At 74.2% G+C, this 15,530-nt stretch carries 17 protein-coding genes and 1 riboswitch; of the genes, 7 read left to right on the top strand and 10 right to left on the bottom strand.

Features of this window, described 5'->3' with window-relative positions:
* Positions 1-21: 21 nt before the first annotated feature.
* The 7 genes from OO47_RS26670 to bioB form a co-directional block, all read right to left on the bottom strand.
* Positions 22-1,041 carry a hemolysin family protein gene (locus OO47_RS26670; protein ID WP_030214334.1) on the bottom strand — a complete coding sequence of 340 codons (1,020 nt, stop codon included), beginning with the start codon at positions 1,039-1,041 and terminating at the stop codon, positions 22-24.
* Positions 1,038-2,378, bottom strand: coding sequence for a hemolysin family protein (locus OO47_RS26665; protein ID WP_030214332.1), 1,341 nt, complete (start codon positions 2,376-2,378; stop codon positions 1,038-1,040). The genes OO47_RS26670 and OO47_RS26665 overlap by 4 nt, the downstream gene beginning before the upstream one ends.
* Positions 2,379-2,591: 213 nt before the next feature.
* Positions 2,592-3,017, bottom strand: a complete 426-nt coding sequence (locus OO47_RS26660) for a GNAT family N-acetyltransferase (protein WP_030214329.1) — start codon at positions 3,015-3,017, stop codon at positions 2,592-2,594.
* A gap of 66 nt (positions 3,018-3,083) precedes the next feature.
* Positions 3,084-3,749: a class I SAM-dependent methyltransferase gene (locus tag OO47_RS26655; RefSeq protein ID WP_030214326.1), complete on the bottom strand. Its 666-nt coding sequence runs from the start codon at positions 3,747-3,749 to the stop codon at positions 3,084-3,086.
* 261 nt (positions 3,750-4,010) lie between these two features.
* Positions 4,011-4,751, bottom strand: a complete 741-nt coding sequence (gene bioD / locus OO47_RS26650; RefSeq protein WP_407696363.1) for a dethiobiotin synthase — start codon at positions 4,749-4,751, stop codon at positions 4,011-4,013.
* Positions 4,752-4,762: 11 nt separating this feature from the next.
* The gene (locus OO47_RS26645; RefSeq protein WP_030214321.1) at positions 4,763-6,043 is read right to left on the bottom strand and encodes an adenosylmethionine--8-amino-7-oxononanoate transaminase; all 1,281 of its coding nucleotides are present in this window, start codon (positions 6,041-6,043) and stop codon (positions 4,763-4,765) included.
* Positions 6,036-7,310, bottom strand: coding sequence for a biotin synthase BioB (gene bioB / locus OO47_RS26640; RefSeq protein WP_030214319.1), 1,275 nt, complete (start codon positions 7,308-7,310; stop codon positions 6,036-6,038). Before bioB ends, OO47_RS26645 begins: the two co-directional genes overlap by 8 nt.
* 175 nt (positions 7,311-7,485) lie before the next feature.
* On the opposite strand from bioB, the gene OO47_RS26635 reads away from it, so the two are divergent.
* Positions 7,486-8,784 (top strand): 8-amino-7-oxononanoate synthase, encoded by a 1,299-nt coding sequence (locus OO47_RS26635; RefSeq protein WP_078489937.1) that lies wholly within the window; start codon positions 7,486-7,488, stop codon positions 8,782-8,784.
* Between the two features lie 161 nt (positions 8,785-8,945).
* A complete protein-coding gene (locus OO47_RS26630; protein ID WP_030214306.1) occupies positions 8,946-9,383 on the top strand; it encodes an ATP-binding protein in 438 nt (145 codons plus the stop codon).
* A 501-nt stretch (positions 9,384-9,884) separates the two neighbouring features.
* Here the strand turns inward: OO47_RS26630 and OO47_RS26625 are convergent.
* The 3 genes from OO47_RS26625 to OO47_RS26615 all read right to left on the bottom strand — a co-directional run bounded on the left by OO47_RS26625 (position 9,885) and on the right by OO47_RS26615 (position 11,824).
* Positions 9,885-10,361, bottom strand: a complete 477-nt coding sequence (locus tag OO47_RS26625) for a C40 family peptidase (RefSeq protein WP_030214304.1) — start codon at positions 10,359-10,361, stop codon at positions 9,885-9,887.
* A gap of 3 nt (positions 10,362-10,364) precedes the next feature.
* A riboswitch (cyclic di-AMP (ydaO/yuaA leader) is annotated at positions 10,365-10,495 on the bottom strand.
* A gap of 401 nt (positions 10,496-10,896) precedes the next feature.
* A complete protein-coding gene (locus OO47_RS26620) occupies positions 10,897-11,193 on the bottom strand; it encodes a hypothetical protein (protein ID WP_030214301.1) in 297 nt (98 codons plus the stop codon).
* Positions 11,194-11,200: 7 nt separating this feature from the next.
* Entirely contained in the window at positions 11,201-11,824 is a 624-nt protein-coding gene (locus tag OO47_RS26615; protein ID WP_234323302.1) for an ATP-dependent Clp protease proteolytic subunit, read from the bottom strand.
* Between the two features lie 58 nt (positions 11,825-11,882).
* Between OO47_RS26615 and OO47_RS26610 the strand changes: the two genes are divergently transcribed.
* The 5 genes from OO47_RS26610 (at position 11,883) to OO47_RS26590 (ending at position 15,441) form a co-directional block, all read left to right on the top strand.
* Positions 11,883-12,161, top strand: coding sequence for a type II toxin-antitoxin system Phd/YefM family antitoxin (locus OO47_RS26610; protein ID WP_030214291.1), 279 nt, complete (start codon positions 11,883-11,885; stop codon positions 12,159-12,161).
* A gap of 192 nt (positions 12,162-12,353) precedes the next feature.
* On the top strand, positions 12,354-12,656 hold the full coding sequence (locus tag OO47_RS26605) for an urease subunit gamma (protein WP_030214289.1): 303 nt from the start codon (positions 12,354-12,356) through the stop codon (positions 12,654-12,656).
* 13 nt (positions 12,657-12,669) lie between these two features.
* The gene (locus tag OO47_RS26600) at positions 12,670-13,038 is read left to right on the top strand and encodes an urease subunit beta (protein WP_051716036.1); all 369 of its coding nucleotides are present in this window, start codon (positions 12,670-12,672) and stop codon (positions 13,036-13,038) included.
* Positions 13,031-14,752 (top strand): urease subunit alpha, encoded by a 1,722-nt coding sequence (locus tag OO47_RS26595; protein ID WP_030214283.1) that lies wholly within the window; start codon positions 13,031-13,033, stop codon positions 14,750-14,752. Before OO47_RS26600 ends, OO47_RS26595 begins: the two co-directional genes overlap by 8 nt.
* A complete protein-coding gene (locus OO47_RS26590) occupies positions 14,752-15,441 on the top strand; it encodes an urease accessory protein UreF (protein WP_234323301.1) in 690 nt (229 codons plus the stop codon). Before OO47_RS26595 ends, OO47_RS26590 begins: the two co-directional genes overlap by 1 nt.
* Positions 15,442-15,530 lie beyond the last annotated feature (89 nt).

The following is a 15,530-nucleotide window of genomic DNA, read 5'->3' as shown; positions in this document are numbered from 1 at the left end:
TTCTCCGTTCACGCGGACCGGTCACGGCGCCGCGGGGCGCCCCACCAGCTCGCGCAGCACGTCCTCCATCGCCACGAGACCGGCCGGCCGGTCGTTCTCGTCGAGCACCGCCGCCAGGTGCGTCCGGCTGCGGCGCATCGCGGTCAGGGCGTCGTCCAGCGGCGTGTCCGCCCGCACCCGGGCGATCGGCCGCAGCGACGACACCGGGAACGGCAGGTCGCGCGGGACGATGTCCAGGGCGTCCTTGACGTGCAGGTAGCCCAGGATGTGCCGCTCCGGGTCGACCACGGGGAAGCGGGAGAACCCGCTCCGCGCCGACAGCGCCTCCAGTTCCTCCGGGGTGGTGCCGACCGGGGTGGACACCACCTTCTCCGCCGGCATCACCACGTCCCGTACGGGGCGGCGGCCCAGCTCCAGGGCGTCGTGCAGCCGCTCGGCGGCCCGGCCGTCCAGGAGCCCGGCGTCACCGGCGTCGGTGACCATGCGGGCCAGCTCGTCGTCCGAGAAGGTCGCGGAGACCTCGTCCTTGACCTCCACCCGCAACAGCTTGAGCAGGGTGTTCGCGAAGGCGTTGATCGTGAAGATCACCGGCCGCAGCGCCCGCGCGAGCGCCACCAGGGGCGGCCCGAGGAGCAGCGCGGAGCGCGTCGGCTCGGCGAGCGCGATGTTCTTCGGCACCATCTCGCCGAGCAGCATGTGCAGGTACGTCGCGAGCGACAGGGCGATCACGAACGAGATCGGGTGCACCAGGCCGTGCGGGACGCCGACCGCGTCGAAGACCGGTTCGAGCAGGTGCGCGATGGCCGGCTCGGCGACGATGCCGAGCACCAGGGTGCAGAGCGTGATGCCGAGCTGGGCCGCCGCGAGCATCGCGGAGACGTGTTCCAGACCCCAGACGACACTGCGCGCCCGCTTGTTCCCGGCCTCGGCCAGGGGCTCGATCTGACTGCGGCGGACCGAGATCAGGGCGAACTCGGCGCCGACGAAGAAGGCGTTCACGACCAGGGTGAGCAGGCCGATCAGCAGCTGGATCGCGATCATCGGCCGGCCTCCCGGGTCTCGTCCTCGGTGTCGTGCGCGGGTGCGTGCAGCAGCATGCGGGCCGCGCGGCGGCCCGAGGCGTCCACGACGTCGAGCCGCCAGCCGTCGAGCTCCACGCCGTCGCCGACGGCCGGGATGCGGCCCAGCTCGTGGGCGACGAAGCCCGCCAGCGTCTCGTACGGGCCGTCCGGCACCTTCAGGCCGATCGCACCGACCTGGTCGGTGCGGGCCGCGCCGTCGGCGGACCACAGCTCGCGTCCGTCCGCGTCCTCGCCGGCCCGCGCCAGGTCCGGCGTCTCGTGCGGGTCGTGCTCGTCGCGGACCTCGCCGACGACCTCCTCGACGATGTCCTCCAGGGTGACGACCCCGGCCGTACCGCCGTACTCGTCGATGACGACCGCCATCGTCTGCTTCCCGGACAGCCGGTCGAGCAGCCTGTCCACGGTCAGCGTCTCGGGGACGAGCAGCGGCTCGCGCAGCATCTCCCCGATCGGGCGGCGGGGCCGCTCGTCGGCCGGTATGGCGAGGACGTCCTTGATGTGGGCGATGCCGACGACGGCGTCCAGGCTGTTGCGGTAGACGGGGAAGCGGGACAGGCCGGTCGCGCGGGTCGCGTTCGCCACGTCCTCGGCGGTGGCCTGCACCTCCAGGGCGGTGACCTGCACGCGGGGCGTCATCACGTTCTCGGCGGTCAGCTCCGCCAGGTTGAGGGTGCGGACGAACAGTTCGGCCGTGTCCGCCTCCAGGGCCCCCTCCTTCGCGGAGTGCCGGGCGAGCGCCACCAGCTCCTGCGGGGAGCGCGCGGAGGCCAGCTCCTCGGCCGGCTCCATGCCGAGCCGGCGCAGGATCCGGTTCGCGGTGTTGTTGAGGTGGCTGATCAGCGGCCTGAAGGCGGCCGTGAACACGCGCTGCGGGTTGGCCACGACCTTCGCCACGGCGAGCGGCGAGGAGATGGCCCAGTTCTTGGGGACCAGCTCGCCGACCACCATCAGGACCACGGTCGACAGGGCGGTGCCCAGGACCAGGGCCACCGAGGAGGCGACCGAGGAGGAGAGGCCGAGGGCCTCGACCGGGCCCTTGATCAGCTTCGCGACCGACGGCTCGGCCAGCATGCCGACCACCAGGTTGGTGACGGTGATGCCCAGCTGGGCGCCGGAGAGCTGGAACGTCAGCGACCTGACGGCCTTGAGCGCGCCCGCCGCGCCGCGCTCGCCGCGCTTCGCGGCGGCTTCGAGTTCGCCGCGCTCGACCGTGGTCAGCGAGAACTCGGCCGCGACGAAGGCGCCGCACGCGAGGGAGAGCAGGAGCGCGAGGAGGAGCAGCAGCACTTCGGTCATCGGTTCACCTCCGTCCCATGATCACGCGGCGGGAGGAGGATCGCTCGGCGTCGACGGCCGGATCCGGAGCCGTGGTCGGAGCTTTCGGGTCTTTCGGAACCAGTGCTATTGGGGGGCTCGCCCATGGGCGGACGCTCACACCTTTCGTTCGTCGGGAGGGGAGACCATGGTAAAGGAAGGGCAAAGCGGCGTGTCGATCACCCCCTGTGCTCTTCATTGCGCGAGCGGCTTCACCCAGCGGCGCCAGTGGTCCTCGCGCTCGTACCCGGCCGCCGCCCACAGCATCCGCCCCGTTCCGTTCGCCTCCAGGACCATGGCGTCCGCGCGCCGCCCGCCGAGCGCGGCGAACCGCTCCTCGGCCGCCCGCAGGAGCGCGGTGGAGATCCCCCGGCGCCGGTACGCGGGCAGGACGGCGAGCCGGTAGAGCGAGGCGCGCCAGCCGTCCCAGCCGGCGATCACGGACCCCACGATCCGTCCGTCGGCCAGCGCGAGGAGCAGGGCCTCCGGGTCGCGCTCCACGAGCCGGGTGACCCCGGACACGTCGTCCGAGACGGACGTCCCCTCGGCGGACTCCCGCCAGAAGGCGAGGACGGCCTCGGCCTCGTCGGCGGTGGCGGCGCGTATCTGCAGATCGATCATGGCCGGATCTCATCACGAAACCATCCGGCCGTGCCGGCGGGTTCCGGAGGGCGGGACGGCGGCGCCTCACCGGCGCGCCGTGCCCAGGACGCAGGGGGAGAACGGCAGCCGGGGCCCGCCCTCCGGGACGTCGAAGGAGCGGTACGGGCCGAGGGCGAACCCGGCCTCCCGGATCTCCGCCAGCGGGTCCCGGGAGGTGTGGCAGCCGCCGAAGAGCAGCGGCCACACCGTGCGGTCCAGGCCCCGCTGCACCCGCGCGAGCCCGGGTGTACCCGCCGCCCCGTGCTCGAAGAAGCGCAGCTCGCCGCCCGGGCGCAGGACCCGGCGCAGCTCCGCGAGGGCCGCGGGCACGTCCCGTACCGTGCACAGCACCAGGGAGACCACCGCCGCGTCGAAGGAGCCGTCCGGCGCGGGCAGCGCCTCGGCCGTCCCCGGCACCACGGTCACCGGAACGGCCGCCCGCCGCGCGGCCTTCCCGGCCAGTTCGCGCAGCCGGTCCTCCGGCTCGACGGCCACCACCTCCGTGACCCCGACCGGGTAGTGCGTGAAGTTCAGCCCGTTCCCGGCCCCGACCTCGACGACCCGTCCGGCGAGTCCGGCGAGCAGCTCCGCCCGGAGCGCCCCGATCCCGCCCCGCGTCTCGGCGGAGACGCTGAACCGGGCGTAGAAGCGGGCGAAGAGGGGGTGGTGCACCCGGGGCGGACCCCCGGCCACCGGCCGCGAAGACGTCATCGGAGGCTCCTCGTGCCTGGACGCGCGTACCTCCAGCCTACGGAGCCGCACGCCCCGGGGCCGGACGACGGGGCCGGTCGCCGAGGCGGACCCCTCCGGTCCCGGACCGGGGCCCGGCCCGGGACCGCACGGAAGGGCGCGCGCATCCGGCCGTACGAGAGGGCCCGCGCCCCGGGTGTACGGGAGGCTGCCGGCCGTACGGGAAGGCCCGCGCCCCGGGTCTGTCGGGGCCGCGCTCCGGTTCGTGCGGGCCCGGCGGTGTCAGCCCCCGTACGGCTCCGCGTGCGTCCGCGCGAACGACTGCGCGTCCCACGTCCCGCCCAGGGGCGGGGCCAGCCAGCCCCCCGCCGCCGCCCGGAACTCCGCCGGTGACAGGGCGCCCGAACCCTCCGGTACGGCTCCGAGGAGCGGCGCGCCCGCCGCCCCCGGCAGGTCGGCCAGGTTGCAGCGGGCCGCCAGGTCCGGCGCGGCCGGCCAGCTGCCGACCACCACGCCCAGTTGCCCGATCCCGCGCGCCCGCAGCGCCTCGGCCGTCAGGGCGGTCGAGTTGAGCGTCCCCAGCCCGGCCGGGGCCACCACCAGGACCGGCGCGCCGAGCAGCGCCGCCGCGTCCGCGAGCGTGCCGCCCTCCCCGTCGAAGCGGACGAGCAGCCCGCCCGCCCCCTCCACCAGGACCAGGTCGTGCGCGGCGGCCAGCTTCCGGGCGGCCCCGGCGACCTCCCGGGGCCCGACCGGCGCGAGCCCGGCCCGCCGGGCGGCCGTACCGGGGGCCAGCGGCTCCGGGAAGCGGCCCAGCTCGGCGGAGGCGGCGGCGCCCGAGAGCCGTACGACCTCGTCCGCGTCGCCCCGCTCGTCCGGCCCGACGCCCGTCTGCGCCGGCTTCAGGACCGCGACCGACCGCCCGGCGGCGGTCGCGACGGCGGCGACGGCCGCGGTCACGACCGTCTTGCCGATCTCGGTCCCGGTCCCGCTGACGACGACGATTCCCACTGTCCGCTCCATCCCTCTTCCGTTCAGCCCGCCGCCGCGGCGGCCCGTACCGCCGCGCAGATCCGGGCCACGTCCCCGTCGCCCGTCACGTACGGCGGCATCGTGTAGATCAGGTCCCGGAACGGGCGCAGCCACACGCCCTCCCGGACCGCCGCGCGCGTCGCCGCCGCCATGTCGACCCCGTGGCCGAGCTGGACGACCCCGATCGCGCCGAGCACCCGCACGTCCCGCACGCCCGGCAGGGCGGCGGCCGGGGCGAGCCCGTTGCGCAGCCCGGCCTCGATCCGCTTGACCTCGACCTGCCAGTCCTGCGAGAGCAGCAGGTCGATCGAGGCCAGGGCCACGGCGGAGGCCAGCGGGTTGCCCATGAAGGTCGGCCCGTGCGCCAGGACCGGCACCTCGCCCCGGGAGATCCCGTCGGCCACCCGGCTCGTGCAGAGCGTCGCGGCCATCGACAGGTAACCGCCCGTCAGGGCCTTGCCCACGCACATCACGTCGGGCGAGACCCCGGCCGCGTCGGCCGCGAACAGCGTGCCCGTGCGCCCGAACCCGGTCGCGATCTCGTCGAACACCAGCAGCACGCCGTGCTCGTCGCAGGCCTCCCGCAGCACCCGCAGGTACGCCGGGTCGTGGAAGCGCATCCCGCCCGCGCCCTGCACCACCGGCTCCACGACCACTGCGGCCAGCTCATGCGCGTGCCGCCCGATCGAGGCCCGCAGCAGCTCCGCGTACGACTCCTCGTACGCGGCCGGCGGGGCGTCCGTGAAGACCTGGGGCTGGAGGACCCCCGACCACAGCTCGTGCATCCCGCCCTCGGGGTCGCACACCGACATCGGCTGCCAGGTGTCCCCGTGGTACCCGCCGCGCCAGGTGAAGAGCCGCCGCTTCCCGGGACGGCCGAGCGAACGCCAGTACTGCAGGCACATCTTGACCGCCACCTCGACGGAGACCGAGCCCGAGTCGCTGAGGAAGACGTGCCGCAGCGGCTCGGGGGTGATCTCCACGAGCCGGCTCGCGAGGCGGACGGCCGGCTCGTGGGTGAGTCCGCCGAACATCACGTGGCTCATCCGGTCGAGCTGGCCGCGCACCGCCTCGTTGAGGACGGGGTGGTTGTAGCCGTGCACCGCCGACCACCACGAGGACATGCCGTCGATCAACTCGTCCCGGCCCTCGGCGGGTTCGGCGAGCCGGAGGCGCACCCCGGACGCGGACGCGACGACCAGCGGGTCCGTGCGGCCCGGCATGGGGCCGTACGGGTGCCAGACGTGCGCCCGGTCCAGGGCGAGGAGCTCGTCGTTACGCATTCGGCGCGAGGTCCGTCCCGGCTCCCCGGCGGCGCACCGCCACCAGATCGGTCCGGGCCCCGCCCGGCACGGCCTCGGCGGCCGGCGCCTCGGCGGGCTCGGGGACCGGGGCGTGTCCGCCGCACGGACCGCAGCCGCCGCCGGAGTGCGACCCGCACCCGGCACCGCTCTCCGCCGGCGCGCCCGCATGCGAACCGCAGCCCGCGCCGCTCCCCGCCGGGGCGCCCGAACCGCAGCCGCCGCCGGCCGCCGCGAGCGCGTCCGCGCGGTGGGCGGGCAGCGTGGGCGTGCCCGTGCCCTCCACCTCGAAGCCCGCGTCCGCGATCATGTCCAGGTCGGCCTGGCCGGCCTGTCCCTCGCTGGTCAGGTAGTCGCCCAGGAAGATCGAGTTCGCGATGTGCAGCGCGAGCGGCTGCATCGAGCGCAGGTGCACCTCGCGGCCGCCCGCGATCCGCACCTCGACGTCGGGGCAGACGAACCGCACCATCGCCAGGATCCGCAGGCAGCGCTGCGGGGTCAGGTTCCACTCCTTGGCGAGCGGGGTGCCCTCGAACGGGATGAGGAAGTTGACCGGCACCGAGTCCGAGCCCAGCTCCCGCAGCGCGTACACCACGTCGACCAGGTCCTCGTCGGCCTCGCCCATGCCCGCGATCAGGCCCGAGCAGGCCGACAGGCCCGCCGCGTGCGCCTTCTGCACGGTGTCCACCCGGTCGGCGTACGTGTGGGTCTTGGTGATCCCGCCGTACGTCGCCTCGGACGTGTTCAGGTTGTGGTTGTACGCGTCGGCGCCGGCCTCCCGGAGCCGCTCCGCCTGGCCGTCCGAGAGCAGACCGAGGCAGGCGCACACCTCGACGCCCTCGTTCTGCTCCTTGATGGCCTCGATGGTCCTGCCGACCCGCTCGACGTCCCGGTCCGTCGGACCGCGTCCGCTCGCCACCAGGCACACCCGCTTGGCGCCGCCCGCGACGCCCGCCGCGGCCGCCCGGGACGCCTCGTCCGGCTTCAGCCAGGTGTACTTGAGGATCTCCGCCTTGGAGCCGAGCCGCTGCGAACAGTACGAGCAGTCCTCGGGGCACAGGCCGGACTTGAGGTTGACCAGGTAGTTGAGCTTCACCCGCCGCCCGAACCACTGACGGCGCACCTTGCCGGCCGCGGCCACCACATCGAGCAGTTCGTCGTCGGAGGTCGCCAGGACGGCGAGCGCTTCTTCACGGGTCGGCGGCTCGCGCCGCAGCCCCTTCTCCACCAGCGTGTTCAGCAGGTCCATAACCGCTGATCCTGGCCTACCGCCCGCCCCCGGGCCAAGGAGGATCCGAACAAACGCCCCCGATCGGGGTGTGTGGATGACCACACCACGATCCCGGTCTCCTGCGGCTAGGGTCTGTGCGCTGCCTACAAAAGGCACCGGCCGGGCGGCCGGAGGCGCCGACGGAGGATCCCGCATGCCACAGGCCGACGACGCACGGGCGCACGAGACACGGGCGGACGACGCACAGGCGTATGAAACCCGGGCCGATGATGTACGGGCGCACGAGACACAGGTGGACGGCGCACAGGCGTACGAGACCCGGGCCGGCGACGTACGGGCCGCGGGCCCGCGCCGCGCCGCCTTCGACTGGACCGAGGCCGAGGCGCGCCGCCGGGCCGACGCCGGCCTCGTCCGCGCGCTGCGGCCCCGGGCGGCCGACTCCGACCTCCTCGACCTGGCGGGCAACGACTACCTCGGCCTCACCCGCAGGCCCGAGGTCACCGGGGCGGCCGCCGAGGCGGCCCGGCGCTGGGGCGCGGGCTCCACCGGCTCCCGGCTCGTCACCGGCACCACCCTGCTCCACACCGACCTGGAGCGCGAACTCGCCGCCTTCTGCGGCTTCGAGGCGGCCCTCGTCTTCTCCTCCGGCTACGCCGCCAACCTCGCCGTGCTCACCGCGCTCGGCGGCCGGGACTCCCTGATCGTCTCGGACGCCGCCAACCACGCCTCCCTGGTGGACGGCTGCCGCCTGGCGCGCGCCGGGACCGCCGTCGTCCCGCACGCCGATCCCGAGGCCGTGCGGAAGACCCTGGAGGCGCACCCCGGGCGCCGGGCCCTCGTCGTCAGCGACTCCGTCTTCTCCGTCGACGGCGACCGGGCCCCGCTCGCGGACCTCGCCGCCGCCTGCCGCGCGCACGGCGCCGGTCTCGTCGTGGACGACGCCCACGGCTTCGGGGTCCTCGGCGACGGGGGCCGGGGCGCGGTGCACGGGGCCGGGCTCGCGGGCGACGAGGACGTGGTCGCCACCCTGACCCTCTCCAAGTCCCTGGGCAGCCAGGGCGGCGCGGTCCTGGGCCCGGCCCGGGTGATCGAGCACCTGGTGAACGCCGCCCGCACCTTCATCTTCGACACCGGCCTCGCCCCGGCCGCCGTCGGCGGCGCCCTCGCGAGCCTGCGCCTGATCGCCGCCGAACCGGGGCTGGCCGAGCGGGCCCGTACCGTCGCCACCGCCCTGTACGAGCGGCTGACCGCGGCCGGTCTGACCGCGGCCCGGCCCGACGCGGCCGTGGTCTCGGTCCGCGCCCCTTCCCCGGAGGCGGCACTGCGCTGGGCGGCGGACTGCCGGGCACGAGGCCTGGCGGTCGGCTGCTTCCGTCCCCCGTCCGTCCCCGACGGCGTCTCGCGGCTGCGCCTGACGGCCCGCGCCGACCTGACGGACGCGCAGATCGGCCGCGCGGTGGAGACGATCCTGGAGACCGCGCCCGCCGCCTGACGTACGCCCAAGGGCGTTCAGGCGTCGTACGGTTCACCGCTTCGGGCGACAGATGCGGTATTGCCCTGGTGGAACCCGATACGGCGCGGCACCATCGGTGGGACTCTGACGCGCAGTGCGATCCGGGGCGGTGGCCCCGGCGGGAAAGGGACAGAGTCGCCATGGCAGACCATCAGGAAGCATCCGTCACCCTGGCGAGCGAGCCCGCCTCGGTCCCCACCGCCCGGCGGTACGTCGCGCGGGTCCTCGCCGACTGGGGCCTCGACGCGCTCTCGGACCAGGCGGACGCGGTCCGCCTGATCGTCTCGGAACTGGCCACCAACGCCGTCCTGCACACCTTCGGCCAGTCGCCCACCTTCACGGTCGACGTACGCCTGGAGCGTGGGGAGCAGCTCCACGTCGGCGTCACGGACAGCCATCCGCGCCGCCCCCGCCGCCTTCCGGCGGCGGTCCAGCAGGACAACGGCCGCGGCATGGCCATCATCCGCTCCCTCGCGGTGGAGTCCGGCGGCCGCCTCTCGGTGACCCCCACCCCGGACGGCGGCAAGACGGTCGGCATCACCCTGCCGTGGAAGGCGGCGGCGCCGGTGGTCTGTTAGCCGGGGCCGTTCGCGAAACCACGGGACCCCGCCGGGCCGGGTACGACCGTCGTCTCAGCGCCGCCCGGTACGCACACGACCCGCGCGTACCTCCCGGAACTGTTCCCGTGGTCCCTCTCCCGGTGCGCGGAGAAGAGCAGCGGCAGCGGAACGTCCCCGGCGGACGGCCGCTCCGTGCCCACCGGCAGCCGGGGCAACCCGCCGAACCGCCCGACCGGAGGACCACCGCTGTCTCCGAACAACCCGATCGACGGACGAGGGTGCCGGCCGGACCTGCTGACCTCGTCGTCCGGGCCGCCCGATTCGAGCGCTGTCCGACGAGACTCCCCCTGATGGTCCGTGCCCGGGAGGACACCCCCCCTTCCCGCCACCCTCCTGCCGGTCGGAGGGCCGCGGCCGGGCAGCGGTCCGCCGATGTGCCCGGAGGCCGGGGCGGGAGGGGCGGCGGCGCCACCGCACCCCCGGCTTCCTCCACCGCGCCCGGTCAGCGCCCGGGCGGGGTCACCGGACGCGTCCGTAGGAGACCTTCGACGTCCAGATCTTGTCGAGCTTCACCCAGGAGCCCGTCTTGGGCGAGTGCCAGAGCTTGCCGCTCCCGGCGTAGATGCCCACGTGGTAGACCTTCCCGCCGGAGTGGAAGAAGACCAGGTCCCCCTTCTGGCGGCCGGAGGCGGAGACGCGGCTGGTCTTGTTGTACTGCTGCTGCGCGGTGCGGGGCAGCGACTTGCCCGCCTGCTTGTACGCGTAGAGCGTCAGGCCCGAGCAGTCGAACCGGGAGGGGCCGGTGGCCCCGTAGCGGTAGGGCGCCCCCTTCTTGGAGGCGGCGACGCTCAGCGCCTTGTTCGCGTGTGCGGTGGCCGCCTGGGCCTCCGGTGCCGCGCCCGGCGCGAGCAGCGTGCCGCCGACGGCGGCGAGGGTGAGAGCCGAGACGGCTCCGGCCCGGGACAGCAGGGACGGGACGTGCATCTGCGCACTCATGCGCAACCCTTCGTCAGCCGCCTGTGAAGGATGACCTGTCGGGTTCGGGCAGGCGAAGATGCCCGGCCGCGGCTGCGGCTTCACCCCAAGGGCCGGCCCCGCTGCGGAAGCAGCGCGTACGGCCCGTACTGCTCGGGTCCTCCACTCCTGCCGATCCAATCCTGTCGACCAGGCGTCCGGGACGGCGGCAGGACTCGGCGTCCGCCCGGACCGCCCCGCCTCGGATGGCGGGGGCTTGTCGTCGGCAGGGATCTTGCCCCACAGCTTGGTCGAAATCCGAGTGGAAACAGCGATATGTGAGAGTCCTCACGACTGATCCATTCGGGTGGACAGGATGGTTTCGTGATCGTCGGAGGTTTGGGCGACGAGCCTCGCACCAGCAAAGGAACGCCCGATTCCGCCAGATGTGTACACCCCGTGCGCAACTCGCCCGAGCCATATGTCGACTCGTCGACTCCACCGAACGGACGAGTGCTTCCGGCATGTCGTGTCGGCCGTCCGGCCCTCGACACGACATGCCGGAATGTCAACTCCGTCATGCCCGGGGGAGCGTGACCCGGTGCGCCCGCCGCTCCCCGTCCAGCACCCGCAGGGCGCGCGCCAGGGTGTCCGCGTGGATCTCGCTCTCGCCCCGCGCGTGCATGAGCGCCAGGGCCCCGCGCAGCTCCTCCGCGCGTCCCACCAGGGCCTGAGCCGCCCTCAGGGCGCCATAAGTGTGCGTGCTCCTGGACGGATTGATCCTCCCCAGGAGGTCGACGGCCGCGAGGTACGCGTCGACCAGTCCGCCTTCGGCCCGCGTCAGGGCGGGCAGCGGCGGCAGTTCGGGAACCACGGTCCGCTCACCGCGCCGCGCCGCCGGCCGCGGCGCGCCGGCTCGTGATCACGTGGTCCACGAGGCCGTACTCGACCGCGGCCGGGGCGTCCAGGACCGTGAGGCGGTCGAGGTCGGCGTCGACCCGCTCGCTGCTCCGTCCGGTGTGCTCGGCGAGGAGCCCGGCCATCAGGGCGCGCTGGCGGAGCAGTTCGCGGGCCTGGATGTCGAGATCGCCCGGCTGCCCGCGCAGGGGCTCCTCCACGGCGGGCTGCCGGAGCGTGACCCGGGCGCCGGGGAGCATCGTGCGCTTGCCCGGGGTGCCGGCGGCGAGCAGGACGGCGGCGGTGGAGGCGGCCTGCCCCAGGCAGGTGGTGGCCACGTCGCAGGCGAGCGTCCGGATCGTGTCGTGGATCGCGGTCATGGAGGCGACGGAGCCGCCGGGGGAGTTGATGTAGAGCGCGATGTCCCGCTCGGGTGCCGCGTACTCCAGGTACAGGAGCTGGGTGATCACGTCGTTGGACGAGGTCTCGTCCACCCGGGTGCCGAGGAGGACGATCCGGGACTCCAGCAGCTTCGCGTACGGATCGAGGGTCCGGATCCCGAAAGCGGTCCGCTCCGTGAACTCGGGCAGGACGTGTCGAGCGTCCATGACGGGTACCTCCATCTGTGAAAAATGTACAGGACGTACAGACCGTAAGATGAGGAGCATGACCTACGAGATCCCGGTGACGCAAGCGCGAGCCGAGCTCGCGGACCTCATCAACCGCGTCGTGTACGGCGGTGAACGCGTCGTCGTCACCCGCCACGGGAAGCCCCTCGTCGCCCTGGTGTCCGCCGCCGACCTGGACGTACTCGAAGCGGCGGCGCAGCCGGAGGAGGAGCGGGTGGTCCGCTCGGTCTCCGGCTTCCACTCCGTCGACTCCGCTCCCGGCGAACAGGGACACTTCGGCCTCGCCGCCCGCCATCGCGAGCCCGGCGCCCCGTAGGCCCCGCCGGGGCGTCACCGGTCGGATGATCATGGGAACGCAAAGCCGGAGTTAACGAGCCGGAAAAACTTCCGCCCTAACGTGCAATGTCTCGCCGCGGGCCGCATCCAGGCAGTTCAACAGAGTGTTGACGGTCGGTAGGGTCCGCAGCTGTCCGGGTGCCGTCCCGGTCGACGACTGTGAGGTGGAAGAGTGCAACTGAGCCCGCACGAGCAGGAACGCCTGCTCATCCATGTGGCGGCGGACGTGGCCGAGAAGCGCAGGGCCCGGGGCGTACGGCTCAACCACCCCGAGGCCGTCGCCCTCCTGACCTCCCACATCCTGGAGGGCGCCCGCGACGGCCGGACCGTCGCCGAGCTGATGGCCTCCGGACGCAAGGTCCTCACCCGCGACGACGTCATGGAGGGCATCCCCGAGATGATCCACGACGTCCAGGTCGAGGCCACCTTCCCGGACGGCACCAAGCTCGTCACCGTCCACGACCCCATCGTCTGAACGGGCGCCGCCGATGATCCCCGGAGAGATCCTGTACGCGGACGGCCCCGTCGCCCTCAACGAGGGGCGCCCCGTCACCCGCCTCACCGTGCTCAACGCCGCCGACCGGCCCGTCCAGGTCGGCTCCCACTACCACTTCGCAGAGGTCAACCCCGGTCTGGAGTTCGACCGCGCCGCCGCGCGCGGGCGCCGGCTGCACATCGCCGCCGGGACCGCCGTCCGCTTCGAGCCCGGCATCCCCGTCGAGGTCGAGCTCGTCCCGGTCGCCGGCCGCCGGATCGTGCCCGGACTGCGCGGCGAGACCGCCGGCCCGCTCGACGCGGAGACCGTCCCGGGCGCCGACGCGACCCCCGCCGGGGCGAACGGAGACTCCCGTGCCTGAGCTGCACCGCGCCGTATACGCCGACCTGTTCGGCCCCACCACCGGCGACCGGATCCGCCTCGCCGACACCGACCTCCTCGTGGAGATCGAGGAGGACCGCTGCGGCGGCCCCGGCCGCGCCGGCGAGGAGGCCGTCTTCGGCGGCGGCAAGGTCGTCCGCGAGTCCATGGGGCAGGCCCGCACCACCCGCGCCGAGGGCGCCCCCGACACCGTGATCACCGGCGCCGTGGTCATCGACCACTGGGGGATCGTCAAGGCCGACATCGGCATCCGCGACGGACGGATCACCGCCCTCGGCAAGGCCGGCAACCCCGACACCATGGACGGCGTCCACCCCGGTCTCGTGATCGGCCCCGAGACCGAGATCGTCGTCGGCAACGGCCGGATCGTCACCGCCGGAGCCGTCGACGCGCACGTCCACTTCATCTCGCCGACCGTCGTGGAGCAGGCCCTCGCCACCGGCGTCACCACCCTCGTCGGCGGCGGCACCGGACCCGCCGAGGGCACCAAGGCCACCACCATCACCCCCGGCCCCTGGCACCTGGCCCGGATGTTCGAGGCCCTCGACACCTTCCCGGTCAACATCGGCCTCCTCGGCAAGGGCAACACGATGTCCCGCGAGGCCATGCACTCCCAACTGCGCGGCGGAGCCCTCGGATTCAAGATCCACGAGGACTGGGGCGCCACCCCGGCCGTCATCGACGCCTGTCTGACCGTGTGCGAGGAGACCGGCGCCCAGCTCGCCATCCACACCGACACCCTCAACGAGGCGGGCTTCGTCGGCGACACCCTCGCCGCCGTCGCCGGGCGCACCATCCACGCGTACCACACCGAGGGCGCGGGCGGCGGGCACGCCCCCGACATCATCACGGTCGTCTCCGAGCCGTACGTCCTGCCCAGCTCCACCAACCCGACCCGGCCGCACACCGTCAACACCATCGAGGAACACCTCGACATGCTGATGGTCTGCCACCACCTCAACCCGGCCGTCCCCGAGGACCTCGCCTTCGCGGAGTCCCGCATCCGGCCCTCCACCATCGCCGCCGAGGACGTCCTGCACGACCTCGGCGCCATCTCGATCATCTCCTCCGACTCCCAGGCCATGGGCCGGATCGGCGAGGTGGTCATGCGGACCTGGCAGACCGCCCACGTCATGAAGAAGCGGCGCGGCGCCCTGCCCGGCGACGGCCGCGCCGACAACCACCGGGCGCGCCGCTACGTCGCCAAGTACACGATCAACCCGGCCGCCGCCCAGGGCATGGACCACCTCATCGGCTCCGTCGAGCCCGGGAAGCTCGCGGACCTGGTGCTCTGGGAGCCCGCCTTCTTCGGCGTGAAGCCGCTCCTCGTCATGAAGGGCGGCCAGATCGCGTACGCGCAGATGGGCGACGCCAACGCCTCCATCCCCACGCCCCAGCCGATCCTGCCCCGGCCGATGTTCGGCGCGCTCGGCAAGGCCGCGGCGGCCGGTTCCCTCAACTTCGTCGCCGAGGCGGCGATCGAGGACGACCTGCCGCAACGCCTGGGCGTGCACAAGGAGTTCACCCCCATCCGGAGCACCCGGCGGGTCACCAAGGCCGACATGCGCGAGAACGACGCGCTGCCCCGGGTCGAGGTCGACGCGGACACCTTCACGGTGACCGTCGACGGCGAGGCGGTCGAGCCCGCCCCCGCCGCCGAACTGCCCATGGCCCAGCGTTACTTCCTCTTCTGATGGGGACGCGAACGGAGATGCGGACGGGGACGCGCTCGGCCCTGCTCGTGCTCGCCGACGGGCGGTTCCCCGCCGGCGGGCACGCCCACTCCGGCGGCGCCGAGGCCGCCGTCAAGGCGGGCCGGATCAAGGACGCCGACGACCTGGAGGCCTTCTGCCGGGGACGCCTGCACACCACGGGCCTCACCTCCGCCGGACTCGCCGCCGGAGCCGCGCACGGGCTCGACCCGCACGCGCTCGACGCGGCGGCCGACGCCCGCACCCCCTCGCCCGCCCTGCGCGCCGCCGCCCGCAGGCTCGGCCGCCAGCTGATGCGGGCCGCCCGCGCCGCCTGGCCCGATCCCGGGCTCGACGCGCTCGCGGCGGCCTTCCCGCGCGGCGCCCACCAGCCCGTCGTCCTGGGCGCCGCCGCCCGGGCCGCCGGACTCGGCCCCGAGGACGCGGCGCACTGCGCGGCGTACGAGACGGTCGGCGGTCCCGCGACCGCGGTGGTGCGCCTCCTCGGCCTCGACCCCTACCGGGCCACCGCCGTCCTCGCCCGCCTCGCCCCCGACATGGACCGGGTGGCCGAGCGGGCGGCGGCCGCCGCCGGGGAAGGAGTGGACGCCCTGCCGGCCGCCTCCGCGCCCCTGCTCGACCTCACCGCCGAACAGCACGCGACCTGGCCGGTCCGCCTCTTCGCGTCCTGAAACCCCCGGCCCCCGAAGCCCCGGCCCCAAAGCCCCTGCCTCCCAAACCCCCCGCCCCCGGTGGTGGTCGCGGTGGACGGGCCCGTGGT

This window comes from Streptomyces bikiniensis (genome assembly GCF_000716625.1).
Lineage (GTDB): Bacteria > Actinomycetota > Actinomycetes > Streptomycetales > Streptomycetaceae > Streptomyces > Streptomyces bikiniensis.
Note: the sequence above shows the minus strand (reverse complement) of the source record. Positions and strands in the feature narration are given on the sequence as shown.

Coding starts and splice junctions, on each gene's coding strand:
- OO47_RS26670 (WP_030214334.1), bottom strand. CDS start 1,041: ATGATCGCGATCCAGCTGCTGATCGGCCTGCTCACCCTGGTCGTGAAC.
- OO47_RS26665 (WP_030214332.1), bottom strand. CDS start 2,378: ATGACCGAAGTGCTGCTGCTCCTCCTCGCGCTCCTGCTCTCCCTCGCG.
- OO47_RS26660 (WP_030214329.1), bottom strand. CDS start 3,017: ATGATCGATCTGCAGATACGCGCCGCCACCGCCGACGAGGCCGAGGCC.
- OO47_RS26655 (WP_030214326.1), bottom strand. CDS start 3,749: ATGACGTCTTCGCGGCCGGTGGCCGGGGGTCCGCCCCGGGTGCACCAC.
- bioD (WP_407696363.1), bottom strand. CDS start 4,751: ATGGAGCGGACAGTGGGAATCGTCGTCGTCAGCGGGACCGGGACCGAG.
- OO47_RS26645 (WP_030214321.1), bottom strand. CDS start 6,043: ATGCGTAACGACGAGCTCCTCGCCCTGGACCGGGCGCACGTCTGGCAC.
- bioB (WP_030214319.1), bottom strand. CDS start 7,310: ATGGACCTGCTGAACACGCTGGTGGAGAAGGGGCTGCGGCGCGAGCCG.
- OO47_RS26635 (WP_078489937.1), top strand. CDS start 7,486: ATGCCACAGGCCGACGACGCACGGGCGCACGAGACACGGGCGGACGAC.
- OO47_RS26630 (WP_030214306.1), top strand. CDS start 8,946: ATGGCAGACCATCAGGAAGCATCCGTCACCCTGGCGAGCGAGCCCGCC.
- OO47_RS26625 (WP_030214304.1), bottom strand. CDS start 10,361: ATGAGTGCGCAGATGCACGTCCCGTCCCTGCTGTCCCGGGCCGGAGCC.
- OO47_RS26615 (WP_234323302.1), bottom strand. CDS start 11,824: ATGGACGCTCGACACGTCCTGCCCGAGTTCACGGAGCGGACCGCTTTC.
- OO47_RS26610 (WP_030214291.1), top strand. CDS start 11,883: ATGACCTACGAGATCCCGGTGACGCAAGCGCGAGCCGAGCTCGCGGAC.
- OO47_RS26600 (WP_051716036.1), top strand. CDS start 12,670: ATGATCCCCGGAGAGATCCTGTACGCGGACGGCCCCGTCGCCCTCAAC.
- OO47_RS26590 (WP_234323301.1), top strand. CDS start 14,752: ATGGGGACGCGAACGGAGATGCGGACGGGGACGCGCTCGGCCCTGCTC.